Source organism: Bradyrhizobium sp. B025 (genome assembly GCF_042257955.1).
Lineage (GTDB): Bacteria > Pseudomonadota > Alphaproteobacteria > Rhizobiales > Xanthobacteraceae > Bradyrhizobium > Bradyrhizobium diazoefficiens.
On the sequence record NZ_CP170150.1, the window covers coordinates 8224386 to 8249247 of the forward strand.

A 24862-nucleotide genomic window follows, 5' to 3' on the forward strand; every position below is an offset into this window, starting at 1 on the left:
CGACAATGCTCCACATCGTGAGCGTCGGTGGCAGACGTGGAAGACCTCTGTCATCGGCGGCCAGTAGAGAGGGACTGCGAGCAGAGGGCCGTACAGGCCGAGCGCAGCCAGACCCATGGATTGCGCGTGAACTCGTTGAAAACGGTACCGGAGCGGCTGCTGCGCATGGCGACGACGCGCCAGAGTTGTGCGAATGCGACGGCGAGGAATGTGGTGGTGACTATGGCCTCGCCCGTCCAGCCGGGCCGAAACCGCCAGTGTCCCCGCGGTTCTCGCGCTTACGAAGGAAGGCCTCATATCCCTCCGGGTCAACCTCCTTCAGGCGGTTCAGCGCGCGCTTAGCTTCCAGATCGGCGGACTTGCTATGACGCTGTTTGATCTTTTTACTTTTGCTTCCATCTCTGCGAGCTGTCCCGTTGCTGTTGGTACACTCTCGGGTATTGTCTCGAGCTTCGCGCTTGGTCGCGTCTCTTCGAGGCCTTCGACGCACCGATTGGGATGACGAGATGCTGCGGCTCGAATTGAACGACCTTCTCGAAGGTGGGTTTGAGCCGCTCGACGATCTGCACGAGGCCGTCCAGGCGCTGCTCGACCATCCGCGGCGGCGGCGGCGGCGGCTCCGGCGGCCTGCTGCCCGCAGGGCTGATCCAAGCGACCAAGTTTGCATCGTCGCTGTTGAAATGGTTGAAGTCGAGTCGACGTCAGCATCGTCACCTCCGGAGACGTCGGCGTCGCGGCACCGGAAGCTCTGGCAGTATTCCGAGAACGGCACGATCCCCGGCACCGACGACACCTAGCAAGGGATCGACTGCATGGCCCATCCTTCCGCGCAAACGCTCGGGTACCCACGCTAGTAGCCGTGTGCGAGCAGTAACGCCGTCGTGGTCTAGTCATCTGGAACGGAAGTTCGTGACATTAGTTGATCGCTCGGATCTCTAGAGAGGAGAGCGCTCGTGGCGAATGCAGGTGTGAAAGGCCGGCCGATCGCGCCGTTGGTGCTGAGTTCGCAGGAGCGGGCGTACTTGGAGAGGCAAGTTCGTCGTCATCGTGTAGCCCGATCGCTATCTGAGCGATGCCGCGCGATCCTGCGGTGTGCAGTTGGTCTGCCAAGCAAGTCTGTGGCTGCCGAACTTGGCATCCATGAACACACCGTCGGCAAGTGGCGCCGCCGATTCTTGAAGGATCGTTGTGATGGCCTGCTTGACGAAGCCCGCCCGGGCCGCCCTCGAACCATCGACGATGATCAGGTTGCCGAGGTAATCGAGCGGACATTGCGTACGACGCCGCCCGACGCAACGCACTGGTCGATCCGCTCGATGGCTGCGGATACTGGCTTTTCTCACACCACGATCCGCCGAATGTGGACGGCGTTCGGCTTGCAGCCGCACCGCAGCCAGACATTTAAACTATCGAGCGATCCGCTATTCGTCGATAAGGTGCGCGATATTGTCGGGCTTTATCTGTCGCCGCCTAACCGAGCCGTTGTCCTCAGTGTCGATGAGAAAAGCCAGATCCAGGCACTCGATCGCGAGCAGCCGGTCTTGCCGATGATGCCTGGGGTGCCGGAACGTCGCACGCATAGCTATGTGCGGCATGGTACGACCACGCTGTTTGCCGCGCTCGATGTCGCTTCCGGCTTCGTCATTGGCAAATGCTACAAGCGCCATCGGGCGCTCGAGTTCTTGAAGTTTCTCAAAGAGATCGACGCTCAAATCCCTGAGGGGCTCGCTGTCCATATCGTCATGGACAACTACGCTACCCACAAGACCCCCAAGATTAAAGCGTGGCTCGCTCGCCGGCCGCACTATCATGTCCACTTCACGCCGACTTCCGCGTCGTGGATCAATCAGATCGAGCGCTGGTTCGCTGAACTCACCAGAAAGCAGATCCGGCGAGGTGTTCACACCTCCGTCAGGCAGCTCGAAGCCGACATCCGTACCTTCATCGAATTGCACAACAACAACCCGAAGCCCTTCAAATGGACCAAGTCCGCAGACCAGATCTTGGCTTCCGTCAAACGCTTTTGCCACAAAGCCCAGCAGACTCTATGTGGCGAACTTTAGATTCATGTGACTAGCTGCTGTTGTTAGTTGGTAAACTCACCGCCGTTTGTCGTGCTGGTGATTGCAACGCCGTTAACGCATGTTGTCAACAGCCGTTAACGTAAGCGGATCAACTTTCCGGACACGATGCAACCGCAGGCATAAATACACGTTCGTCTGCCTATTTTATAAGGCAGGCCGATCGTCGCAGCCAAAAACCTTTCCGAACATCGAATAGCGGCGAACAAGCGTAAACATCGACACGCACTGCTTTTGGCGACAATCAAAACGACTATCGACTCGTGCTCGTGACGATGACGAACGATGGTCAATCAAGCCACATCGGCATGGGATTCTGAGGAGGTGTCGCTTCTGCAATGCATGTGGAGCGCGGGCCACTCGGTGTCTGCGAGGGGTGGCGATGCGTATCTCGCAACGCCATCATCGGCAAGGTCAAGCGCATGAGAGCTCGCCGAGGCCAAGCAACGCAACAGGGACAAACGACGGCAAAGTCAGCAGCAGTCGCTATCGACTTTGATCCGGCGCTCGTGCAGGAGATGCTCGCCAAGATCGATGGCTATCACGCCGATCTCGCATCCGAACGCGGTTCGTCGATGGCGCGGTGTCGCAACATCCGCGATGTCGATCAGCAACGTCTACAAGGAAGTCAAAGCGCGGAGCTCATCGGCAACCCAACCATCGGCCGTCGCCCCGCGCGAGGGCAAGCGCCTCGAACAGCCGCGGCAGCCGCTGACAGAGCACGGAGCGGTTGTCGCGGCAGGCCTTGTGGCCCAAGGCGCAAGCAATCCAGCTCTTGCAGACGCCGGTCGGGCCGATGATGAGCAGGTTCTGATGCCGGTCGATCCACTCGCCGGCGACGAGCTTTTGGAACAGCGGCTTGTCGAGCCCGCGCGGCGCCTTCATGTCGATAGTCGATCCAGTCCCAATTGATCTTGCCGGCGTGCTGAACCAGTTCGTGCTCCATGTTGATGACCTGCTTGAGCCTGGCCCGGAACAGATCACCTTCGTCCGTCGCCTTCGGCTTCTTCGGTCGCATCGGCTCCTCCCGATACGAGCGCCGAATCATGCCGTGCGATTCGAGGGAATCTCAAACTGCAAATTGCAGGTTCCGAGCTACCGCACTGTCAAAGCCTGCAATCACAAAATCGCCGCAGCCGAAAAACAACGACTCCAGATCAGCCCCTTACCTGTTCTTCACGGACGACTAAGGAGGCACGGATGAATCGATCCATGAGTCAAAAACCAGGCGCACGCTTTACCGAGAAGCAGGGCCATTATCTGGCGTTCATCTATACCTATTCGCACATGTCCGGACGGCCACCCGCCGAATCCTGCATCCCCAGAAGCATCGAAGTCCTTGTGCCGCCAGAAAACTTGCCTATCCTAAGCTGGCCGGTATCAAACCATCAAGATCACTGTGACGAGCCACTAGCTAGTTTCGCCCTCACCTCGTGGCAAGAGGTTAATCGGATGCGTGTGGCGAGAATAACATCAAGCCGAAAGAACACCGAATTCCAGAGTACGCCTAAAGGTTGCCTGGAAGATCGGCGCGAACGTTTGATCCGCGCCTTGGCGAGTCCGAGCCGTCACGGCGCAGGACAGCGCTTCTCTATCCGAGCGAAGCCGCAGCGTCCGCTGCCTTAATCACCTCAGGTGATATTTATTGAGTAGTTCGCCAAGCTCAGTCGCTTCAATCTTTTTTAGAATGAGCTCGCGCAGGAACGCAGGTCCCGGGATCTCAATTTCATTGCCGTCGCGCAGTCTACCCATTGCTGCAAGCAGCTTGCGAATATCATAGGTCGAGTTGAATACCTCGGGCACGCCACGTTCAATCTTGAGGAGGATATACACGGCTTCCATCGCGGTCCGAACGGAGTATTCCGTCGTGAAGATACAATCCCGTTCACCCGACTCCGCGAACTGGCCGATGAAGGCGAAATTGACCGCATCTTTCGGCACAACATCTGGCCGGTCGCCCGCCTGCCGCGGCATGAAGAAGGAAGTGACGTAGGGCATCATCACCGGGACCGTCTTGGCGGCCCCAGCGGCGAGTTCCGGTATACTCGCAACCGGCACACCGAGGTGATAAAGCCATTCTTGCGTGATTTCCTCGCCCGTACAATCTTGCATCGGTTTCCTCACGTAGTCGCCGGCTTTATCGACGAATAGCGAATAGACCCAGACGACGACTTGATCGCTGGGCTGGCGCTTGAAATGCGGCTGGCGATTTGTGGTCCAACTGAGCAACCAGCTCGAATCTTTCACCGTAACGATGCCTCCTGTGACAACCTTGCCGCTGAACGGATCGCGTTTGGCGATCTTGCGGATGTATGCTGGAATGCGTTTGTCCAGGGTCGTGATCGTCGCCGATTCCCATTTGCTTGCAGGAATATTGCCGCAAAAGACATTTGGGCGTCCAAAGGCCGCATCTTTGGCCGCAATACGCCGCCACAGATCCCAGGCGGGCGCCGGTCCTTCGTTGAGCCTGGCGGCCGTGTGATGGTCCCCCATGTCCGAGTTTTCGGTCAGCGACCCGATCGTCATGAAAACAAGATCGTCGGCGCCAATAATGAGACTGCCCTCAATGCCATTCTCCAGCCAGCGGATGGCTGTGGCTTGCTTGCGGCCACGCTTTATGTCGAAATCGATATCGGTGACTCCGACCCCGTAGCGAAAGTTGACGCCTTGCGCCAACAGCCATTTGGATAACGGCAGAACGAGCGATTCATATTGATTGTATTTGGTAAACTTCAGCGTACTGAAATCCGGCAGGCCGCCGATATGGTGGATGAATCGATGCAGATAAAGTTTCATCTCGAGGGCTGAATGCCATTCTTCAAAGGCGAACATGGTCCGCCAATAGAGCCAGAAATTGCTGTTGAAGAAATCTCTTCCGAACACTTCGTCGATGCGCTTGGTCTCCATCTGCTTACGAGTGGCAAGAAAAAGGGCAATCAGCTCTTTCTGGGCCTGTTCGCTCAGTGTGAAGAGGCCATCGGTATGGGCATCCTGCCCCTGCTTCACCGTCGCCCGCCGTAGTGTGTAGTTCGGATCATCCTTGTTCAGCCAGTAAAACTCATCGAGCACGCTGGCGCCTTCAAGTTCGAGCGATGGGATCGAACGAAACAGATCCCAGAGACACTCGAAATGATCCTCCATCTCTCTACCACCTCGAATCACGAATCCCCTTTCCGGATCCTGACAACCGTCCAACGCGCCCCCCGGAACCGTCTGTCGTTCGAGGATGGTGATACGGTCGCCACGCAACTGCCCGTCGCGGATCAAGAAGGCCGCGCCGGAGAGCGCAGCCAACCCCGAACCAACGAACCATGCTGTCTTGCTATCCACGCCGGCGGGTTTGCGGGGCCGAGCAAAAGCTTCGTAATTTCCACTGGTGTAATACATCGCGACATTCGATCTCGTTTGATGTGACAATCCGTCCGCTGATAGTCAGAAGATGTTTTCGACCGCCTGACCCTTCTGCGGGACGCCGATCGTCAGACCGCCATCGACGACGATTTCGGAGCCGGTAAGATAAGAGGACTCGTCGCTAAGCAGGAACAAGACTGCCTGTGACACTTCCTGCGGCTCGGCTGGCCGCGCGAGCGGAATTGGAAAACTGGAAAGATCGATGTTCTCTGTCATCCGAGTGTTGATGAAGCCCGGATGGATAGAGTTTATGCGAACGCCGGACGCGGCGGCCTCCAAGGCAGCGGACTTCGTTATGCCCCGCACGCCGAACTTGGAAGCAACATAGGCGTGAAGCCCAGGACTACCCCTCATCCCCTCGACCGACGAGATGTTGACGATCGAGCCTCCGCCCGCGCGGCGCATCGCAGGTAGGGCAGTCTGCATTCCCAAGAATACACCGGTGAGATTGACAGCCAGGGTCTTCTCCCACTGCTCGAGCGGGAACCGCTCGATGGGAGCCATACTCGCTATGCCTGCATTGTTGACGAGGCCGTGCACCGCGCCGAACTTGCCCTCCGCAGCCGCAATCGCCTGGCACCATTCCCCTGGCTGAGCGACGTCTTGACGCACATAGATCGCGGATGGGCCAAGTTCGGCCGCGAAAGTCGCTCCTTCATTGTCAAGAATATCGGTGATCACGACTTTCGCGCCCTCGGCTACCAGCAGGCGCGCATGAGCGGCCCCCATCCCTTGAGCCCCGCCGGTTACCAAAATGACTTTTTCGCTCACACGTCCCATAACTCTTGGTTCCCTCGATCAGTGGCGGTGCAGGGGTTTTCAGCATCAAAAAGGATGACGGGCGTGTTGATCAAAATGGTTGAGAACGAGCATTGAAAGTCGGGCAAGCCAAGAGTTGCGGTCTGCACCACGCCCCGGACTCTTGGCGATCTGCCCTCTGCTACGTATCATCTTTGATTCCCAAAGCCTGTGCGCAGTACCCGTGTAAATTGGCGCTAAAGCACTTCGATAACGATTTCACGTCGCGAACATGCTTCCGCCGCTCAGGCGTTAGCCATCCTTTGGATTATTGCATTGGCTTTGCCGAACTACCCCGCCTTCTAGACGCCGACAATTTGCGACCGAATTTCCTCCGGTTTCGGAGATAGGATCGGTACCCGCGAGCGGAGCGATACCGGTGCCGAACGGTGCTGAGCTCCTTGTGGATCGAAAAGTGGGGCGCAGAACGCATGAGGTTCTCCTTAGTCTTGCGAATTGGAGTATCCATTCCGTGCAATCGGCGCGCCGAGACTCTGATGGGAAGTCAGCCTCACGTGACTCTTGCACAGGCGCCGGAGGTCTTCCGACTCTCCACCGAGACGGCGATGTCAGGGCCTGCGTTTTCGACCATGCGCAGCGACAATGTTACGCTGATCTGGTTTAATCGAGGCTGTTGCGAAAACTCGTGAGAGAGCCTCATCGACTTTCTGTCCGGATACTTGATCATGTCGGGCTTTCGACATCGCGTCGTCAATCGGACAAGCGAGGAAGGCAACAGAACAAGGGTCGAAAGTTGTCGGGTCACTCGTACCCAATTTGACGTCAGCCAGTGAGCCGTATAAACCGCACGAGGTGCCTGGCATCGACGTTGCATAACGACTGATAGACAAATAGGAATCACCCACTCGCCTTGACGTCATCATCGGTGAGCAGGCTCCGCCGGAATGGATGCACAATCAGGCGCATCCGGCAGCACAGGACAGCTGCCGGCTTCTAGAATGGAAAAGGTCAAGCGTGTCGGATGTTTTCGGATCGTTTAATCCGGCGGATTGAGGTGCAAGGCGCAGAAACGGCACTGCGGCCTCGCGTAGCGAAGATCGCTATCACCGGATCGATGTGCCGCACGGACTACCGAACCCACATCGCTGCCAGCGCAGTACAGTCGCTTCAGGGGCGCTTCAACAACCGGAGAGGCGCGGTGAGATGAATAGCTCAATCTCCAACCGCGCGAATTGTTCTGAGATCAAGGAGGATGCGATGCCCGACGTCAAAGGCATTCCGCTTGATGCGCCTCTTTACCATGGGGGCAAAAATCGTGGCGGTGCGTTTCTCGGCTGCCAAGCCATAAACCTTATGTTCAGCGTGGGGCACGAGGCGAATTGTTTATTGCCGAAGGAACTAGCACCTGCAGCAAACCCTGCAATCGCCATTGTGGGGGTCGCGAGCTATCGCTCAAGCACTGTCGGGCCATACTTGGAGTGCTATTCAGGAATTCAAGTTCGTGATCCCGACGGCGAGACTGGCTACTACATCCCTTACATTTACGTGACGGTAAATGATGCAGCTCTCGCCTCGGGACGAGAGGTTCTTGGTGCTCCAAAAAAGCTGGCGCACATTAGACTGATCAGAGAAGGCGGTCTAATTCAGGGTACGCTCGAGCGTCCGAAAGGCAAGCGCCTGCTGACCCTTACCGCTCAACCAGACGAGCGCATGAGCTCGGATTCGCGGCAGATGTATTCTGCGCGGACGAATTTCTACTCGGTTCGGCAGCTGCCGCCCATCATTGAGTCCGGGAAGGGAGAGGTCACGCAACTCGTCAAATGGTGTACGGACCGAACGTTGCGACGCGACGAGCGTGGCGAAGAAGTTCTATTTACTGGACCAACCTCCCTAACTTACGACTCCCCCTCGATTATCGATCCCGTGCACAACTTGACAGTTGGCCAAGCCCTGCTCGGCACATACGAGGAGTATGACGCAAGGCTCGAGGCCATTGATATCCTTTCGGAGGAATCAAACCCGGTAAACGATGATCGACGAGCTTGAAGAATTCATCCAATCCTAAATTGCTGCCAGCGCTGTCGGTTTGCCAGCTGACGGGCGGTATGTGGGGTTCACCTCCCCGGCGACTCATTCTGGAAGATGGTCGACAAGGCCGGCTTCAAGACCCACGTCTACAACAAGAATAGCGGCAATAAGGAGAAGAAGGCCGACGTGGCGATCGCCACAGCCATGATGGATGGGCGTTCAACATCATCGACAAGGACAACGACGATATCCTGCTGGTTGCCTCGTCAGAAGCAGACGAAAGAGCTGCGCCGGACATGTCGGCTACGGGCCCAAAAGCGCAAACCCGCATTTCTCTGCAGCTCGCTTCGCCCGCCGCAACGTGCTTTCAAGAAAAACGACATAGCAGTTGACTCTTTCTGAATACACTTTCCGATGGCGCGGACTTGATGATGCGCCTAAATGGTTTGCGATGCGCAATACAGCGCGGCGCGATATAGCCGCGGGGAGGCAACATGGGGAACACCCTTGTTGTACACGCGAAACGTCTGCCTCAGTCGCAGAAAGCGCGACGGGCGGCGCAGTATGTCCGCATGTCGACGGATTACCAGCAATACTCGATTGAGAATCAGGCAGTGGTCATCGCGACCTACGCCGAACTTCACAAGCTAACCATCGTCCACACCTATCGTGACGAGGGAGAAAGCGGCCTCAGAATCGAAAACCGGGGGGGCCTTACCGAACTGGTTGAAGACGTGCAATCGGGACGCGCTGACTTCGCTCATCTGCTTGTCTTCGACGTGAGCCGATGGGGACGCTTTCAGGACGTTGACGAGAGCGCGCACTACGAGTTCATCTGCCGCAGGGCGGGCGTCGAGGTTGCTTATTGCGCGGAGCAATTCGACAATGACGGAAGCCTTCTCGCCAGCATCATGAAGAATATTAAGAGAGTGATGGCGGCTGAGTTCAGTCGGGAACTCTCCGCCAAAGTTTTCGCAGGGTCAGTCCGGCTGACGCATCGCGGCTTCAAAATGGGCGGCCCTACGGCTTACGCGTTCCAACGACGTCTCGTCGACGATCAATGCAGACCGAAGGGCATTTTAACGATCGGCCAGCGCAAATCTTTGCTTACCGACCATGTCAAGCTCATCCCCGGTGCGCCCGATCAAGTCGAGATCGTGAATTGGATTCTCCACGAATATCTCCGTCACAAATCGCAGGCCACCATTGCCCGAGAGCTCAACCAGCGAGGGATCTTGAATAGCCAGGGAAGACCGTGGCTTGGAAAGGCTGTCGGTGACCTCCTCCGGAACGAAGCTTATATCGGCGTTCTGACCTACAATCGCAAAAGCAGAAAACTTGGCGCCAAGGTGACGCGCAACCCAAGGGAGCTCTGGATCAGAAAAGAGAATGCCATCGAACCTATCGTCCATCGCGACGCATTCCGGCGCGCGCAAAAGATTATGGGTGAGGGGCGCGTCAGCATTCCCGAAGAGGAAATGTTGCTTCGGCTCCGTAAGGTCCTGATGAAGAAAGGCAAGCTTAGTAAGACGATTATCAATTCAAGTCCGGGACTGCCGTCCATGTCATCGTATGTTTTGCACTTCGGCGCGCTGCGGAACATCTACCGTCTTATTGGGTACAACGGCAATCAAGAATGGTTTGACAAATACGCGTCGCACCAACGGTGGGCCGCCCTTCAGCTTAGCAATGCTGCTCGCCTTCGAGACGCCTTCGAGAGACTTGGTCGCAGTGCCACCCTCAATGCTTCGACTGAATGTCTTCGAATCGACAATGTCGTGAATGTCGTCTTTCGGGTCGCGAGATGCCGCAACTATGAAAACCGGCCCTTGCGCTGGACGCTGCAATACCGCGTGAGGTGGCCGAAGGGATGGGTTGTCGCGGTTCGGCTGGACGAGAAGAACGAAGCGATCTTCGACTATGTCTTGATGCCCTCGGCGTGGCTCACCTTCAGTCGTCGCATGTTCTGGTTCTCAAAGGAAGTCTATAAGGGCCGCACCATAAACCGATTTGACACGTTCGAAGCGCTGTCACGCTTCCTCATCGAATGCGTCGGCAAGGAAAAGCCTTCGTGAGTCTAACACCGCAGATGAAGAAGCCGTTGAAGGCGGCAACTCGCCACGCGACATCGCAACTGCCTTGAACAAGAAAGGCGTACCCGGGCCACGTGGCGGCGCCTGGAACGCCTCGACCATTGACGGTAGCCGCAAGCGCTTGAACGGCATCCTTCAGTACGCCGGGCGGATCATCTGGAACCGCCAAAGGTTCATAAAGGTCCCGGAGACCGGCAAGCGCATCAGCCGCGAAAACCCGCGCGAGCAGTGGATGACTGCTGAGGCAAACGATCTGCACGCGCATGAAGGAAACTGGTTTCTGTGATAACCGGCGCACGGTGCCGCTCGAAGCGATTGAAGCCACGGTTCTAGAGGGGCATCGAGCAGATACTCGCGGTCTGCTGAGATCATGCGTCGGTTTCTTCCAGCTCGGCGATACGCTTGCGCAGCGCGGCGACTTGGCGGCCCAGCTTCCATATCTCGTCGCCGGCCCAGTAGGCGCCGCGCTGGGCGATTTCCTTGCGAACGTCGTCTGCTTCCGCGATCTCGCAGCGGATGACGCTGTCAAAGGCTTCGATGATCAGGTCTCGCACGGGTTATTACCACCTTTTCGGAGCGTGCCGGGGCCATCAGATGCCGGCTTTTGCCGGCCGCGTTGCTCAAATACGTAGAGCGCTCCCTACGGAGCGCTCTACGATCGTCAGTTACGCCTTCGGCAAACTGCCGGCGCGCAAGATGGCTTACGCCTGCCGTACGAGGTTTTCTGGATGCGACGATAGGAAATACCATTCGGCCATGTCAACGTTTAAGTTGTATTCTTTTGTATAACACGTATTGAGTCATTAATTATATCGACACACAAAGGTGCACCGTGTTTGAATCGCGCGATGAAGCGTAGAATCAAACCGAACTCGCAGATGGCGGACTATGAAGTCGTCCTCACCTTCGATGACGGACCGCGGCCGCCGAACACGGATAAGGTGTTGGCTGCGCTCGCACAGGAATGCGCGCGAGCCACGTTCTTTCTGGTGGGCCGATCCTCGGCGGAATTTCCCGAGCTCGTGCGGCGTATGGCCGCCCAGGGCCACACCGTAGCGCACCACAGCTGCCGATCGACGTGATAAGCAGATTGCCCATCCCGGGCCACGAAAACACCGTCTCAACAAGGATTGAGCCCGTGACCACTCCCCCAACAAGCAACCCGAGCACCGTCAATATGGCACGGCCGCGTTCGGCAACGCATGATGGATCAAGATACGCCAGACCGGGATGTCGCGTAGCGGACCGAGTTTGAGCTTCGTCATGGCGTTCCTCCCTTGCCGTAGGGTGCCAATACCAAATCGCGGGTAACGATGACCCGCACGGGGAAACCTGGCCGGATGGTCAGCGTCGGCTGGATGTTGAGCTGGCGCTGCAGATCTGCTGGCCAGTCTGGCTGATGCTGCTAGGTCGTCCAGCGACTCGGCATAGACGACGTATCGCTCCGGGGAGGACCGCCTTGTGCGGTTTGATGGAGGATGAAGACATAGGCGTATGACTGACCATATGCCTATGCCGAAGGTTTCCCGACTTGAAGTCGTCTCGACAGGCGCTCGACGTCGTTGGACATTGGAAGAAAAGCAGCGAATCGTCACCGAGAGCTATGGCGGGCCACGTCTGGTGTCGGTCACGGCACGACGTAACGGGCTGTCGACAAGCCAATTGTTCACGTGGCGCCGGTTGGCGCGGGAAGGCAAGTTGAGCGGGGATGCCGCGCCGGTGCTTGTTCCGGTTGAGATGACGCCTGCGGCGGCTCCGATCTCGAGTGGCGCGCCACAACCGGTGTCTTCACCGCCTGCGCAACGTGCACGGGCCGGCATTATCGAGATCGAGCTTGGGGGCGGCTGTCGCGTGCGCGTTGACCGGGACGTGGACGCGGAGGCGCTGCAGCGGGTTCTTGAGCTTCTGAGACGGCGATGATCCCGATCCCGAGCGGCGTCAGGGTCTGGATCGCCACCGGCCACACCGACATGCGCCGCGGGATGCAAAGCCTGGCGCTTGCGGTCCAGGAGAGCCTGAAGCGCGATCCTCATGCTGGCGATCTCTACATCTTCCGGGGTCGCCGCGGCGATCTGGTCAAGATCCTCTGGCATGACGGGCTGGGCATGTCGCTCTACGCCAAGCGCCTGGATCGCGGCAAGTTCATATGGCCTTCGGCGTCGGACGGCGCAGTATCGATCTCGGCGGCGCAGATGGGTCCAGAAACTAAAGGTCCCAAACGTGAAAATCCTAAACATCTCGAATTTTTCAGAAGGACTCTTGGCTGTCGATAGCGATCGCGCCGACGCGTTTTGTTCGGACGACGCGATCCTCTACACTTTGCGACAAAAGCCGGCTCGCGACCGTCTGGAGGTCGTCGGCCGCCCGCTCTCCTTCGAGCCGTACGGGTTAATGATGCGCCGTGACGACTCTGCGTTTCGCTTGGCTGTCAACAAGACGCTGGCCGAGCTCTTTCGCTCGGGAGAGATAACATCTCTCTACCACAAGTGGTTTGACCAATTTGGAATTCCACTGAGCGAGAAGCTCGAGACCGTTTTGCAAGCGCAAGCAGTCCCTCAATAGCGGCTGGGTCGAATGCTCTCCTACAATTGGAACTGGAGTATTCTCTTCCAGCAGCCGCAGCTTGGATGGCTGCTGGAAGGTCTGCGTCTCACAATAGTCATGGCGGTGGTGAGCTTCCTCCTAGCGCTTGCGATCGGAACCTTAGTCGGTACAGCCCGCACTGCTCGATCGAGAGCGGTGCGTGGAATAGGCTTCGTCTACACAGCTCTCTTTCGGAACGTGCCATTGCTGATCCAGATGTTCCTGTGGTTCTACGTCTTTCCGGAGCTCCTGCCCTCAAATCTTGGACGCTGGGTGAAGCGGGATTGGGCGTGCTTGTCGTCCCTTATGGCGATCGATACGTACGGTTGGTCATCTACGCTGGAATAGGACGGGATCAGATCGATGCGGTCTTGAGCGCTTTTTCGGAGATAGGCCAAAGCTTAGAGGCGAAATACCCCGATACACTGTCGACATCCTAAGCCGCGGGCATCGTGCGAAGCGCGTGGGACGCCGACTGCCCACGTGCATCGATCACGGTCCCGGCCGCGTTTGAGGCTAGATCACGTCGAGGAACACCGACCAAGAAATAATAGCGGGATTATAGCCAGTGTTTTGAGGCCTAGCACCATGGCATGAGTTGACGTATGAAAACTCGTGCGATTGTAGCCTGGAATGTGCGTCGGATTCGCGTGAATCGGGGTATCTCGCAGGAGCAATTGGCTTGGAAGGCCGGGATCGACCGCTCCTACATGAGTAGTCTTGAGCGGCAATCGAAGAACCCGACGATTGATCTTCTCGACCGCATCGCCGAAACGCTGGACGTGCAGTTGTCCGAGTTCTTTGTTCTGCCGTCCAAAGGTGCTAGGTCTCCGAAGACCTTGCCTAAAAGCCGCAAGCCAGCGGGTCCACGTCGCAAGAAAAAATAGCGAATTTCAACGGCTTCTACGTAGCCAATTGAGGGACTTAGAACACCAATTTCGCCCGACAAGCCTTCTTTGCCGGCCGAACAGGGCTGTGATTAAATTGGAGTGCGTTTCACAGCACGGGAGTGAGTGACGACTGGTTGCCGGATGCAGGTTCGCGAAATGCATTGGCGGGCGCGGTCGCATCGGAAGAGGAGACTTCGATAATCGCAATTGCCTCGACTTTTTCAACCATTTGTACGCAGCCGATTGACCACGGCAACCGGGTTCATCCCCACTGGGGCGATCTTTCGTAGTCCACGTGTGATGTGTCCGGAGGCGCAAAGGCGCGGAGATTACGCCTCATCAGGCAAGTCTATTGGAGCGCCAATTGAGCTTGAAGAATATCTGATCGATTCGCCGTGATCTCGGGATGCCCCGGCTGTGGGAAGTCCACGCTGCTGACCGAACTCGGCCGACGCGGCTACGCGACGATAGATGAGCCTGGACGCCCGGTCGTAAGGAAGGAATTGGAGTCGGGCGTTCCCGCGTTGCCCGGGACAGGTATTGAAGCGCGCCTGCACAGTGCGTTTGATCTTTCCCTTGAAAACCTGACGCGAGCGAGTGCGTTCGACGGCTGGGTTTATTCGATCGCGGCCTGATCGACGCCGCAGCGGGTCTCGAACGCGTGACAGGCGAGCCGGCGACAAGGAACTCGGACAGGCACGCCACTATCATCGACGCGTGTTCATCGCTTCCGCCTTGGCCGGCCATCCACGCGACCGATCAAGAGACGCGTCATGATTTCGAGGATGCCTGTCGAAAACGAGCATCTTCTGAAGGTTTTCCCGATGCTCGGCTATGAAGTGGCACTACTCCCAAACTCAGCGTGGTGGAAAGGGCCGATTTCGTTCTTTGAGTGCCGACGTCCAACGAACATCACCAATTATAAACACGTGCAGTCGAACGGAAAGTCCATGGCAAGGGCCGCTATGGCGAATCAATTGTCAGCCTGCTGCCGTGAATCTGCCGAACGGGCACTGAAAACGGATCGAAGTCCTTCAGGCAACGCACGTTCACTGCCCATCCGTCGAACGGCCGAATGCCGGCTTCGCGTTCTGCTGCGGTGGGCTGGCTTGGTTTGCGGAACGGCAAAATACCGCAAACCGGGCAAAAATAGTCAGCCGCAGTGAATAAACCCCAGCGATAGACCGACAACTCCTGGAGGGGCGTCAGGAGCCGGAAGTCGCCCTCGGCGACGCGATAAATCAGCGCGCCACGCTTCGAGCAGATAGAGCAGTCGCAAACCCGCACATGGTCGATATCGGCGTCGATCTCGAAACGGACGGTGCCGCAGTGACACGAGCCGGTGTACGTCTTCATCATCGGCGGTTTGTCTCTAGAAGCCCGACCGAAGATAGATCAACGGATGGGGCCTGACAAAATCTCGTTGATCCTGTTCGCAAACACATAATAGCCGCAACTCCGCCAGCAAGTCACGGGCGCGGCGCGCTGATTGGCTCCTGGCTTACTCGCTCGATTGGAGTCGAGAAGAACTCGGGTGGAAGAAATGCCAGTCGTCGCCTTGAGACACACACCGTCTAAAGATACGCCCGCTTCAATGGCGAGGTCATTGGTTAACCAGTCTGGGAAATCGAGCGTGAATGTGCGAACACTATCCGTGTCTTCGACTGAGGCAATCTTGGCAACGCTTGTACAATTGTCGCAAACACAGGATCCCCCCTCATCCCGTTGACATCACTCGCTAGGTCGCAGTCGATCCTGGCAGGCCGTCGAGGGATATAGCTCGCATCAGACGGTCGCATACGGGGCCAGGGGGTCGCCTCTGATCGAGTTGATCCAGGGGAGGGCATGCATTTCGCAGTTGAGCACGCGGGTCGCCTAACACTTTTTGGATGGTCCACGATCCGCTCGCCGTCGGCGGCGGACATCGTTCGTCCGCTATCCTCCAACCCGCCAGACAGCCAATCGATCCAGAGCCGACCGTCGGGGTTGAGCATCACTCGCCTGGGGACGAGTCAGTCTGCTGGGCATCCTCCGGGATTTCTTGCCGCAGTTTCGGCCCTTGATTGAGCCGGCGGCCCAATGCGGCAAGGAAATTATCATAACGCGCTCCGGCCTGTGCTCTCGCGGCCTTGGCGGCGGGTTCGGGGAGTGATGGTGTTGTCGTGAGCCAGAAGCGGATGAAGAGAGCGATAGTCTCGACCGAAATCCCGACATCCCGCTCAAGGCGCGCGATCCGGCGGTCGATCTGGTCAAGACGCTTGGCAGTAGCAGCCTCTCGCCGTTCATCGGCGTCCGGCGACAGAAAGGAAGCGATCGCGGCTTCCGCGATAAGCGACAGCGACTGCTCGCGCCGGGCGGCGTAGGCCGATAGCGCCTTCATGACATCAGGATCGAGATAGACCGACAGCTGAGCCTTCTTTTTTGTCCCGATCATGGCTACCTCACAATCCGAGATCGTCGCCGGGATCGAGGGAGGCTTGGCGCGCCACGCCCTGCATCATGTCGTTCATGCGCCTGATCCGCGGGACATCTTCATCGAGCTCATCCACGAGGTCCGAAGCGAACTCGTTCTCGAGTGGTTCCTTATTCTCCACCGTGTCTCGATCGAGTTCCGGCTGCTGCCTGCGGTCGGCGGCCTTTGGATCTTCGTCATCCGTCTGGTCGTCGTTCAACGTCTCCAATGCCCTTGGGCGCGGCGGCAATGGCCTTGAGCTCCAATCGTCCAACCGGCCGCCATTGGATTTCGTCAGCATCGGCGGCGCCATGATGCGCTCCTGGAAACGTCTATCTTCGTAATAGCGCGCCTTCTTCGCCCGAATCGGATGGAGGCCCGACATCATGACGATCTCGTCGGAGGGCGGGAGCTGCATCATCTCGCCGGGCGTGAGCAGCGGGCGGGCGGTCTCGGACCGCGACACCATGAGGTGGCCCAGCCAAGGCGCCAGCCGGCTGCCGGCATAGTTCTTCATCGCCTTCATCTCGGTCGCCGTGCCGAGCGCGTCGCTCACGCGCTTTGCGGTGCGCTCGTCGTTGGTCGCAAAGCTGACCCGGACGTGGCAGTTGTCAAGGATCGAGTTGTTGGGCCCGTAGGCCTTCTCGATCTGGTTCAGCGACTGAGCAATCAGGAAACTCTTGATGCCGTATCCGGCCATGAAGGCCAGCGCAGACTCGAAGAAGTCGAGCCGGCCGAGCGCCGGGAATTCGTCGAGCATCAGGAGGAGCCGGCGCCGGCCGGCCTTGGCTTGCAGATCCTCGGTCAAGCGGCGGCCTATCTGGTTGAGGATCAGACGGATCAGCGGCTTGGTGCGATTGATGTCGGAGGGCGGCACGACAAGGTACAGCGTGGTCGCTCGCTCTCCGCCAACGATATCGGTAATCCGCCAGTCGCAGCACCGCGTCACCTCCGCCACCACGGGATCTCGGTAAAGGCCCAGGAACGACATGGCGGTGCTCAAGACACCGGAGCGTTCGTTGCCGGACTTGTTCAGCAACTCGCGGGCAGCGGACGCGACGACGGGATGAACACCGGCCTCGCCGAGATGCGCGGTTCGCATCATTGCGGCAAGCGTCGTCTCAATGGGCCGCTTGGGATCGGACAAGAAGGCTGCGACACCGGCGAGCGTCTTGTCTTCCTCGGCATAGAGGACGTGGAGGATCGCGCCGACCAGCAGGGCGTGACTGGTTTTCTCCCAATGGTTCCGCTTCTCGAGGCTGCCCTCCGGGTCGACCAGAATGTCGGCAATGTTCTGGACGTCGCGCACCTCCCACTCGCCGCGGCGCACCTCGAGCAACGGGTTATAGGCCGACGACTTCGCGTTGGTCGGATCGAACAGAAGGACACGGCCGTGTCGGGCGCGAAAGCCGGCAGTGAGCTGCCAGTTCTCCCCCTTGAGGTCGTGGACGATAGCCGAGCCCGGCCACGTCAAGAGCGAAGGGATGACGAGGCCGACGCCCTTGCCCGATCGCGTGGGTGCGAAGCACAGGACATGCTCCGGTCCATCATGGCGAAGATAGGTGCGCTCGAAGCGGCCGAGCACCACGCCGTCGGGTCCAAGCAATCCAGCCTGCTCGATCTCCTTTGCCTTCGCCCACCGCGCGGACCCATAAGTCTCGGCATTCTTCGCTTCGCGGGCGCGCCAGACCGACATACCGATCGCGACCGCCGCAGCGATGATGCCGCCGGATGCCGCGATGAAGGCGCCCTCGGTGAAGATTGAGGGCGCGTAAGCATCGTAGGCATACCACCACCAGAAGAAGGCAGGCGGAAGGTAGAACGGAAAATGGAGCAGCTCGAACCAGGGCTGCCCGAGCTGCGGCTGAAAGCCGAGGCGCCAAGCCGTCCATTCCGTCGCGGCCCAGATCGTGAGCAGGACGATGCCGAAGACCATGATGACCTGCCCCCAAAGAATCTTGGTCGCCGACATGGCGGCCGCCCTCTCCTGACGTCGGTGATTGGAAGGATCACTCACAAGCCGAGCCCCCGGTTGCGCCCAAAACCCCAATCGATGCCGCCATCCGCGCGCGCGACGCCAGAGACATGCCGGCCGAGCTGTTTATCGAGTGAGGGCGTCCAAGGCACGAGCTGGAAGCCGAGACCGTCGTCGATCATGGCGAAGCGGCCGGAGGCGAGCGCGAAGCGCTGCCGATAGGTGCCTGCCACATACTCGCCGCTAGCCGACGGGTTGAACGGCTGACCGGTCTCGGCGGCGAGCTGCTTGCCGAGATCCTCTAACTCCCGACGGCGCAGCGTGCCGATAAGGTTTTTCGCGAACACCAGTCCACGCGCCTGGCGTTCGGCGAGCCCCTGCCCGATGAGCTGCTCGGGCCGCCGTTCCATAGCGTCGCGGACCTCGGCGCCGAAGCCGCCCTGGCCAAGCGCCACAGGGTCGCGCGCGACGGCCTGCCGATCGAGCCATGTCGCGCCGCTCGCGGTCACCTGCGCTTCGATCGAGAGATCGGAGCGGACGGCAAGCGCCACGCGACGCTGCCCTCTTGCGTCATCGAATTTGCGAAGCTCGACGATTGAGCCTGGCGCGCTGTCGCCGGCAGCGTCGAGGTCGGGCAGCCGGATGTGGTGGGTGCGGCCGTCGACCCCGTCGACCACGGCATAGGCGGTCGCCTTGAGCTCGTCGTCGAGACCGCGATCAACGAGACGCCCGATGACGGGGACGTCAAGATTTTCGCCTGATAACACGTAACTCGCGCTCCCGCGCTCGATGCCGCGTTCGGTCAAGCTGCGGTGGATACGCTTGATGATGTCGCCGCGTTCGCCGAGCTCGCGCAAGGTCGTTTCGGCGGCCTCGTCCATGGACCATTGGCCGGGCCCGAGTTGATGAGCGAGGCCAAGACTTTCCAAGTGTCGCAGCCGGCCAACCTTCAACGCATGGAATTGATCGGGCTGCTGCTCGGGACGCGGCGCAAGGTCGATAACACCGTGCTGGTTTGCATCGCGAACAAGCTGGCGATCGAGCTGCGTCCAGCGCTCGGCTCCGATCTGGCTCTCGAGCGAGCGACGAATGTCGAGATCGGAGCGCAGTCCAAGTTCCTGGGTGACCAGGTCCTGGGCGCGGGCGCGCATCCCTTCCTTGATGTAGTCGCGGGAGATGACGAGGTCTTGGCCGTCCTCTGCGACGCCGCGCACGATGATGTGGACGTGGGGGTGCTGGGTGTTCCAGTGATCGACCCCCACCCAGTCGAGCTTGGTACCCAGATCCACTTCCATCTGGCCGACCAATTCGCGGGCGAAACCCTTGAGGTCGGCCATGTCAGGCGCGTCCTCGGGGGAGACGATGAAGCGGAAATGGTGGCGGTCATTCTGACAGCGCTCGGCGAAGGCCTTGGGATCGGCATCCTCGGTGCCCGGGCCGAACAGGTGGGCCTTCTCCCCGTCCCGGGTCACGCCTTCGCGCCGGAGATAGCCGAGATGCGTCGCGAGCGGCGCCGACCTCGCCCTGTGCCGGACGACCCGGGTCTTGATGGTCACCAGACGCGAGCGGCCGGTGAGCAGACGGTTTGCCCGCACGCTGGCGGCTCGGCCGCGGCCGAAGCGCGAATGACGGTGGCTGACGAGCTGGCCGGCTCGCGAAATGCCGCCGCCAGCGCGTTGAGCGGCGGCAAGCGCCTGGGCGATGAAGGGCTTGGCCCGCTGGCTCCTCGAGGAGCGGATGCGGCCGGGCCGTGGTTGAAAATCGCTGTCTTCAGCCATGGCCAGCCTCGACAATGTGCGGAATGCAGAATCCCTGCAACGGGTTGATAGTCGAGCGCACATTGCGCGCCGAAGCCGCACATTGCGGACCCGAGGAAAAATAGCAGCACAAACAACCAACCGACCGAGCCGCACATTGCGGCCTTTTATCTCGCCATCGTTCGGTCGGTACTCGCGGAAGCCCCCACTGTTTGCGAGTGTTTGCGATAGCGATCGTTACGCGAAGGGCCGAGACACCCGTAGGGTGGCTCGGTGAGGAGCGAAGCGACGAGTAGAGCGCGGGCCGAAGGCATCGCCCGTATGACTGTGTTGCAGCGTTTCGAATGCAAACCGAATGTTCGTCAAGGGGCGCCAGCGAACCTGGAAACTGACAGCTGATATCGCGAGCTGCCCGATGTGCAGCCGCCGCAACAAGGGTGCCTGCAGACGTACCGCGATCCGCGCATTGACGTTGAAGATGCCGTGCAGTCATTGCGATCGCCCCATGGCCGAGAGCGCGACGAACAGGCCCTCCGACTGCGGCGCAATCGCCGAAATATCGTGCACCGTAGTGCCGACTGAGCCGCCGTGCGCGGGTTGATCGAGCGCCGCTCGCGCGCCAGGGGACGGCCCGTCAGCGTGGTCGAAGAACAGCGGCGCCCGCGTCCAGGATGAACGAGAAGAAGCCGCGAGGAGAAGAGGTCCTGGCGCTCCCTCCGCGTCGACAAAAGGGACGATGGCCGCGACATAGGCTGTCGTCTCCGCGGGCAGTGGACGGTGTCTATCCCGAAACTCCTCGTAGCGGCCGGGACCTGCATTATAGGCCGCGAGAAAGCCCGGCGAGCCGTAACGGTCGTGCAGTTCGCGAAGAAAGGCGGCGCCGGCGAGGATGTTGTCACGGGGATCGAAGGGATCGCGCCCGAGACCATAGCGCGCGCGCATGTCCGCCCAAGTCTTGGGCATGAGTTGCATCAGGCCGAGTGCGCCTTTGGGTGAGACGGCACGCCGATCGCCATTGCTCTCGACCCGCATGACGGCTCGTATCCATGCAGCCGGAATGCCAAAGCGCTGCGCGGCCTCTGCCACATGAGATGCGTAGTGATCGCTCGCCGGTTGACTTCGTGCCGGTGCTCTCTGCCCGGACACTGCTGCCGTTGGCCCGCCAATCACCAGCAGGCCGGTAAGGAGGAGAACGGCAAGGCTCGCCCTGTCTCCGCCATCATGGCGAGGCGTCTTGCTGCCTACCGGCGGTGCGCACGGACCACCGGTTTGACCGCCGCTGTGCGTGGCGGCCGCCCGACGGTTGCGTGGACCCGAGTTATGAGAGGGCTTTTCCCCGAACAAGGGGGTGGACCGTTGATGCGCCTGGTTGGCGGCACGCGCGACAGGATCCTGCATGCAATCAGTCCCGCTCGGCGCGTTGGGGCTGACGATTCCAGTTCAGCGTCCAGGCCGCTTTGTCGTTGCCCGACTGGAAGAGATTTGCGCGGATCGGCCGCGGCAGCGCCGGGTCGTCGATGACGAGCGAAACGTAATCGCCGGCCTTCTCGCCGGTCCGCTTCCAACCTGCGCCGATCTCCGGGCCATCGGCATCGCCGAGGCGGATACGGTAGTCCGGCGCGTTCTCGGCATCCGAGGATTCGGCCGGGACGAGGGTGAGAATCCGCTCGAAGAACAGCGTTTCAACGCGACCGGTGAAGCCGGACTTATCGCGCGTGAACTGGCCGATTTGTGCCATGGGAAAGCTCCTGGGTTGCTGGGTTGGAAACGGGTCAATGAGTGGCGGCGCGCCAGACGAAACGGCCGTCGGCGGCTTCGTCCGTCCAAAGCGGGACTGCGCGCGCGACGATCGAGCTGACGGGGAGCGCGCCGAAATAGCGGCCGTCCAGGCTGTCTGGGACGGTCGGGTTCATGAGAAAGACCTCGCCCGGTTCGAGGGTATGGCAACCGCTCCAACGCGGCAGCGGACGGCCGCGATGATCGTGCTCGTGTGCGGCGCCGACATCGACAGCATCGACCGTGATGGCATCGCCCGACCGGCACACGGTTTGCCCGGGCAGCGCCATCACACGCTTCAGCAGCGGCAGACCTTTTGGAAGAAAGCCGCCATCGGCAAGGAAGCTGGCGATCGGTTCCGGCAGCCGTACCGCGACCAGTTCCAAGTCGCGCAGCTCTCCGAGCGGATGCAGCGCGTAGAGCCCTATTGGCGTGCTCGCGGTAGCGTTCCAAATCAGCCGCGGCGCAGGATGAACGAGGGCCAGGGCGCCGGCGACCAGCGCCGCAAGGTAGGTCAACATGAGATAGCCGAAGCGGGTCATGGCGTGACGCTCCGGCGCTTGAGCCAGGCGATATGCTGCTCGCGCGTGTAGGCGCGCGGCACATGGTCGGCGGCGAGACGGTTGTGGAGATGCCGCCAGTATTCGGGTGCGGCGTCAGCCGGATCGATGGAGAGCGCCTCGATGGCGTCGATGGCCTGCAACACGCGCTCGACCTTCGGCCAGCTATCAACGCGCAGCAGGATTTCGCCACCGGGGCGGACGAAGGGCAGCGTCTGATAGCGCTGCCCGGCTTCCACGGCACGCACGATGTCCATGCGCGACACCACGGTGCCATAGTCGTTCGATGCCCAGCGGACGAAGCCGAAGATGCTGCCCGGCTCAAAGCTCGAGATGCTGCGGCGACGGTCGAGAATCTTCTCCTCCGCGCGGCGGCCGAAGCGCAGCCAGTGCTCGATCCGCTTCTCGATCCAGGTCAGCTCGACATGGGTGAGCGCGACATCCCGTCGATGCGAGGGCGGCACTGCACGCGGCGGCAAGGCTTCATTGTCGTTCATGACGGTTCTCCGGGGCGTCAGCGGGGAACTCTCGCGCCAGCAATTCGCGCAGCATGTCGGCGACGGTCACGCCGCGCTGGAACGCGGCGACCTTGATGCGGCCGCGCAGCGTGGGCGTGACGTCAATCGTCAGGCGCGCGGTGAATGCGGCAGCATCATTCACGCTGCGTGGCGGCGTATCACTGGCTTTGATCCAGCTCTCGGCATCGCCCGGACGCGAGGCGAAGCCGCGTTTGATAGAGCGGTCGCTCATGGCGCGAACCTCGCAACTTCTGCCGCGAGCGCGGCGATCTCGCGGGCGGCGGCGCTCTGCTCGACGAACTCGAAGACGAGCCGTCCGGACTGAGCGGCGTCGGCGAAGACAACGCGTTGGCCGATGGTGCTGGCGAGCACCGGCGGATCGTGGTCGGCGAGAGTTTCGGCAGTCTCGCGGGCGATGATCGTGCGCGCGCCGCAGCGGTTGAGCACAAAGCGAGCAGGAAGCTGCGGACGATAGATGCGAGCCTCTCGCAGCAGAGCGAGCATCTCGGCCGAGGCCCAGCCGTCGAATGGCGACGGCTGCACGGGGATCAACACGAGATCCGCCGCCAGCAGCGCCGAACGCATCAGTCCCGCGACGCGCGGCGGTCCGTCAATGACGACATGATCGGCGGTGCGTGCGATTTCCGGCGCCTCGCGGTGGAGCGTATCGCGCGCGAGGCCAACGACGCCGAATAGCCGTGCGACATTCTCCCGCGCACGCTGCTGCGACCAGTCCAATGCGGAGCCCTGGGGGTCAGCGTCGATCAGCGTCACGCGCTTTCCGCGCAGCGCCCATACGCCGGCGAGGTGCAGGGCGAGCGTGGTCTTGCCGACACCGCCTTTCTGGTTGAGCACGGCGACGATCATCGCATGCCTCCCGTCTTGCGACCTGAAAGCGGCAGAGATGGTTGGCTTGGGTGCTCGGTTGGCGGCTGAGCGCGGATGTCGGTGTTATCCGCAAGACGCGCGGCCCCACTACAACAGTTAGATTCTAAGTTAGACTCTAAGTTAGGGCAGGCGATCGTGTTTCCTGGCCAAAGCGTTAGCTGTGGTTTGCACTCCCGGAATCCCGATACCGGCACGCCCGGAGTCCCGATAGTGTGAACGCCCGAAGTCCCGAGCTGATTCACAGCGCCGTCCACAGGAGCTGTGAATGACTTCGATGGCAGGATGCGCAATAGCTCTCGGCGTTCCCTGCGTTCGATGCTCAGGCAGTAGCCTGGCAGCGGTTGACGTGCCGCGATCCGGCGGAGATCAAAGGCGAAGTCTGCAGGCTTGGCGAGGCTGCCGGATTTCTCATGGAGGTGTGCGACCTCGAACAGCCAACCTCTCGGCTGGCGGCCAGCATGCTTGCGCGCGACGCGGTAGAGCCAGCGCTCGATCCCACCAGTCAGGCTGAAATAGGCCGGATCGATCGTGAGAACGAGTGAGCGATCGATGACGCCGCGATAGAGCCAGTCGGGAAGGACGAATTCCATTCCCTGCACCCGACCGTCGCGCGTCGCGCATTCCTCCCATTCGTTGATCCATGAGAACTGGTGGCGCCGCCAATGCTCCCCCTGCCGGATGCTGGTGCGGATGACGGTCGCCTGCAGGCGGGCCAATGCCCCCTTCAAGAGCTTGTAGTCGCGGGCGCCGGTCTGCCGGCCGACTGCGGTCAGAAGCTGGTAGGGTGTGAAGCGCAGGAAGCGCGAGGTCTTCAGACCGAGGTTCTCGGCCTCGACAATCTGGCTCGCCGCCCAAATCAGCACGTCGGCATCCCAAATGGTCGCCATACCGTGCTCAGGAACTGCATAGACTTCGACACACACGTCGCCGGTCTGGTAGAGGATCGGTCTTGTTCGCTTGGCCTTGGCGAGCGAAAAGAACGGGCGCTCCATCAGGTCGCGTTGATCACGCGGGCTGGCATCACCGGTGGCGACAACGAACGGGTCGAGCTTGCTTCGCTCGCTGGGTGTGATGAGGCGACGCGACGACAT

29 protein-coding genes and 3 pseudogenes are annotated in these 24862 nt (G+C 60.1%); 14 read left to right on the forward strand and 18 right to left on the reverse strand.

Features of this window, described 5'->3' with window-relative positions; translation table 11 throughout:
- Positions 1–506: 506 nt before the first annotated feature.
- Positions 507–797, forward strand: coding sequence for a hypothetical protein (locus tag ACE10W_RS38895; protein ID WP_011082854.1), 291 nt, complete (start codon positions 507–509; stop codon positions 795–797).
- A 156-nt stretch (positions 798–953) separates the two neighbouring features.
- On the forward strand, positions 954–2063 hold the full coding sequence (locus ACE10W_RS38900; RefSeq protein WP_011082855.1) for an IS630-like element ISBj5 family transposase: 1110 nt from the start codon (positions 954–956) through the stop codon (positions 2061–2063).
- Between the two features lie 675 nt (positions 2064–2738).
- On the opposite strand, the pseudogene ACE10W_RS38905 reads toward ACE10W_RS38900, so the two are convergent.
- A pseudogene (locus tag ACE10W_RS38905) lies at positions 2739–2963 on the reverse strand (ATP-binding protein); the annotation flags it as partial.
- A gap of 318 nt (positions 2964–3281) precedes the next feature.
- On the opposite strand from ACE10W_RS38905, the gene ACE10W_RS38910 reads away from it, so the two are divergent.
- Positions 3282–3707 carry a hypothetical protein gene (locus ACE10W_RS38910; protein WP_223153801.1) on the forward strand — a complete coding sequence of 142 codons (426 nt, stop codon included), beginning with the start codon at positions 3282–3284 and terminating at the stop codon, positions 3705–3707.
- On the opposite strand, the gene ACE10W_RS38915 is transcribed toward ACE10W_RS38910, so the two are convergent.
- Both ACE10W_RS38915 and ACE10W_RS38920 read right to left on the reverse strand, forming a co-directional pair.
- Positions 3708–5468, reverse strand: a complete 1761-nt coding sequence (locus ACE10W_RS38915; protein ID WP_011082857.1) for an oleate hydratase — start codon at positions 5466–5468, stop codon at positions 3708–3710. It lies immediately after the preceding gene.
- Between the two features lie 45 nt (positions 5469–5513).
- Complete coding sequence (locus ACE10W_RS38920) at positions 5514–6272, reverse strand: glucose 1-dehydrogenase (protein ID WP_011082858.1); 759 nt, start codon at positions 6270–6272, stop codon at positions 5514–5516.
- A gap of 1182 nt (positions 6273–7454) precedes the next feature.
- On the opposite strand from ACE10W_RS38920, the gene ACE10W_RS38925 reads away from it, so the two are divergent.
- From ACE10W_RS38925 to ACE10W_RS38940, 4 genes are all read left to right on the forward strand, one after another.
- Positions 7455–8297 carry an acetoacetate decarboxylase family protein gene (locus tag ACE10W_RS38925; protein ID WP_011082860.1) on the forward strand — a complete coding sequence of 281 codons (843 nt, stop codon included), beginning with the start codon at positions 7455–7457 and terminating at the stop codon, positions 8295–8297.
- Positions 8298–8393: 96 nt separating this feature from the next.
- A complete protein-coding gene (locus ACE10W_RS38930; RefSeq protein ID WP_011082861.1) occupies positions 8394–8681 on the forward strand; it encodes a hypothetical protein in 288 nt (95 codons plus the stop codon).
- A gap of 92 nt (positions 8682–8773) precedes the next feature.
- A complete protein-coding gene (locus ACE10W_RS38935; RefSeq protein ID WP_011082862.1) occupies positions 8774–10354 on the forward strand; it encodes a recombinase family protein in 1581 nt (526 codons plus the stop codon).
- A 64-nt stretch (positions 10355–10418) separates the two neighbouring features.
- Complete coding sequence (locus tag ACE10W_RS38940) at positions 10419–10658, forward strand: recombinase family protein (protein ID WP_014490262.1); 240 nt, start codon at positions 10419–10421, stop codon at positions 10656–10658.
- Between the two features lie 82 nt (positions 10659–10740).
- Here ACE10W_RS38940 and ACE10W_RS38945 read toward each other — a convergent pair whose 3' ends face one another.
- A complete protein-coding gene (locus tag ACE10W_RS38945; protein ID WP_011082864.1) occupies positions 10741–10926 on the reverse strand; it encodes a hypothetical protein in 186 nt (61 codons plus the stop codon).
- Between the two features lie 324 nt (positions 10927–11250).
- Here ACE10W_RS38945 and ACE10W_RS38950 point away from each other — a divergent pair, with 324 nt between their 5' ends.
- On the forward strand, positions 11251–11454 hold the full coding sequence (locus ACE10W_RS38950; RefSeq protein WP_223154120.1) for a polysaccharide deacetylase family protein: 204 nt from the start codon (positions 11251–11253) through the stop codon (positions 11452–11454).
- A gap of 179 nt (positions 11455–11633) precedes the next feature.
- Here the strand turns inward: ACE10W_RS38950 and ACE10W_RS38955 are convergent.
- Positions 11634–11788, reverse strand: a pseudogene (locus tag ACE10W_RS38955) (TrbI/VirB10 family protein); the annotation flags it as partial.
- Positions 11789–11866: 78 nt separating this feature from the next.
- Here ACE10W_RS38955 and ACE10W_RS38960 point away from each other — a divergent pair.
- The 5 genes from ACE10W_RS38960 to ACE10W_RS38980 all read left to right on the forward strand — a co-directional run bounded on the left by ACE10W_RS38960 (position 11867) and on the right by ACE10W_RS38980 (position 13842).
- A complete protein-coding gene (locus ACE10W_RS38960) occupies positions 11867–12292 on the forward strand; it encodes a transposase (protein ID WP_011082866.1) in 426 nt (141 codons plus the stop codon).
- Positions 12289–12645: an IS66 family insertion sequence element accessory protein TnpB gene (gene tnpB, locus ACE10W_RS38965; protein ID WP_011082867.1), complete on the forward strand. Its 357-nt coding sequence runs from the start codon at positions 12289–12291 to the stop codon at positions 12643–12645. The genes ACE10W_RS38960 and tnpB overlap by 4 nt, the downstream gene beginning before the upstream one ends.
- On the forward strand, positions 12632–12934 hold the full coding sequence (locus tag ACE10W_RS38970; RefSeq protein ID WP_014490263.1) for a transporter substrate-binding domain-containing protein: 303 nt from the start codon (positions 12632–12634) through the stop codon (positions 12932–12934). The genes tnpB and ACE10W_RS38970 overlap by 14 nt, the downstream gene beginning before the upstream one ends.
- A 12-nt stretch (positions 12935–12946) precedes the next feature.
- Positions 12947–13303, forward strand: coding sequence for an ABC transporter permease subunit (locus ACE10W_RS38975; protein WP_011082869.1), 357 nt, complete (start codon positions 12947–12949; stop codon positions 13301–13303).
- Between the two features lie 257 nt (positions 13304–13560).
- A complete protein-coding gene (locus ACE10W_RS38980; protein ID WP_375762485.1) occupies positions 13561–13842 on the forward strand; it encodes a helix-turn-helix domain-containing protein in 282 nt (93 codons plus the stop codon).
- 109 nt (positions 13843–13951) lie between these two features.
- Here ACE10W_RS38980 and ACE10W_RS38985 read toward each other — a convergent pair whose 3' ends face one another.
- Positions 13952–14074: a hypothetical protein gene (locus ACE10W_RS38985; protein ID WP_256379488.1), complete on the reverse strand. Its 123-nt coding sequence runs from the start codon at positions 14072–14074 to the stop codon at positions 13952–13954.
- A 166-nt stretch (positions 14075–14240) separates the two neighbouring features.
- Between ACE10W_RS38985 and ACE10W_RS38990 the strand changes: the two genes are divergently transcribed.
- Positions 14241–14480 (forward strand): AAA family ATPase, encoded by a 240-nt coding sequence (locus ACE10W_RS38990; RefSeq protein WP_011082871.1) that lies wholly within the window; start codon positions 14241–14243, stop codon positions 14478–14480.
- A gap of 328 nt (positions 14481–14808) precedes the next feature.
- Here ACE10W_RS38990 and ACE10W_RS38995 read toward each other — a convergent pair whose 3' ends face one another.
- From ACE10W_RS38995 to ACE10W_RS39050, 12 genes and pseudogenes are all read right to left on the reverse strand, one after another.
- Positions 14809–15204, reverse strand: a complete 396-nt coding sequence (locus ACE10W_RS38995) for a GFA family protein (RefSeq protein WP_014490264.1) — start codon at positions 15202–15204, stop codon at positions 14809–14811.
- Between the two features lie 536 nt (positions 15205–15740).
- Positions 15741–15842: pseudogene (locus ACE10W_RS39000) on the reverse strand (P-type conjugative transfer ATPase TrbB); the annotation flags it as partial.
- Positions 15839–16279 carry a ribbon-helix-helix protein, CopG family gene (locus ACE10W_RS39005; protein WP_011082874.1) on the reverse strand — a complete coding sequence of 147 codons (441 nt, stop codon included), beginning with the start codon at positions 16277–16279 and terminating at the stop codon, positions 15839–15841. The gene ACE10W_RS39005 and the pseudogene ACE10W_RS39000, both read right to left, overlap by 4 nt.
- A 7-nt stretch (positions 16280–16286) precedes the next feature.
- The gene (locus tag ACE10W_RS39010) at positions 16287–18269 is read right to left on the reverse strand and encodes a conjugal transfer protein TraG (RefSeq protein ID WP_018269525.1); all 1983 of its coding nucleotides are present in this window, start codon (positions 18267–18269) and stop codon (positions 16287–16289) included.
- 41 nt (positions 18270–18310) lie between these two features.
- The gene (locus ACE10W_RS39015) at positions 18311–20050 is read right to left on the reverse strand and encodes a VirD2 family relaxase/mobilization nuclease (RefSeq protein WP_018269524.1); all 1740 of its coding nucleotides are present in this window, start codon (positions 20048–20050) and stop codon (positions 18311–18313) included.
- A gap of 468 nt (positions 20051–20518) precedes the next feature.
- Positions 20519–21427 (reverse strand): lytic transglycosylase domain-containing protein, encoded by a 909-nt coding sequence (locus ACE10W_RS39020; protein WP_011082877.1) that lies wholly within the window; start codon positions 21425–21427, stop codon positions 20519–20521.
- Positions 21428–21431: 4 nt separating this feature from the next.
- Positions 21432–21767, reverse strand: a complete 336-nt coding sequence (locus tag ACE10W_RS39025) for a DUF736 domain-containing protein (protein WP_011082878.1) — start codon at positions 21765–21767, stop codon at positions 21432–21434.
- 34 nt (positions 21768–21801) lie between these two features.
- Positions 21802–22347: a S26 family signal peptidase gene (locus ACE10W_RS39030; protein WP_011082879.1), complete on the reverse strand. Its 546-nt coding sequence runs from the start codon at positions 22345–22347 to the stop codon at positions 21802–21804.
- Positions 22344–22862, reverse strand: a complete 519-nt coding sequence (locus ACE10W_RS39035) for a DUF2840 domain-containing protein (protein WP_011082880.1) — start codon at positions 22860–22862, stop codon at positions 22344–22346. The genes ACE10W_RS39030 and ACE10W_RS39035 overlap by 4 nt, the downstream gene beginning before the upstream one ends.
- The gene (locus tag ACE10W_RS39040) at positions 22849–23115 is read right to left on the reverse strand and encodes a hypothetical protein (protein ID WP_011082881.1); all 267 of its coding nucleotides are present in this window, start codon (positions 23113–23115) and stop codon (positions 22849–22851) included. Before ACE10W_RS39040 ends, ACE10W_RS39035 begins: the two co-directional genes overlap by 14 nt.
- Positions 23112–23750 carry a ParA family partition ATPase gene (gene parA, locus ACE10W_RS39045; protein WP_011082882.1) on the reverse strand — a complete coding sequence of 213 codons (639 nt, stop codon included), beginning with the start codon at positions 23748–23750 and terminating at the stop codon, positions 23112–23114. The genes ACE10W_RS39040 and parA overlap by 4 nt, the downstream gene beginning before the upstream one ends.
- Positions 23747–24862 carry a replication initiator protein A gene (locus tag ACE10W_RS39050; RefSeq protein ID WP_014490269.1) on the reverse strand — a complete coding sequence of 372 codons (1116 nt, stop codon included), beginning with the start codon at positions 24860–24862 and terminating at the stop codon, positions 23747–23749. The genes parA and ACE10W_RS39050 overlap by 4 nt, the downstream gene beginning before the upstream one ends.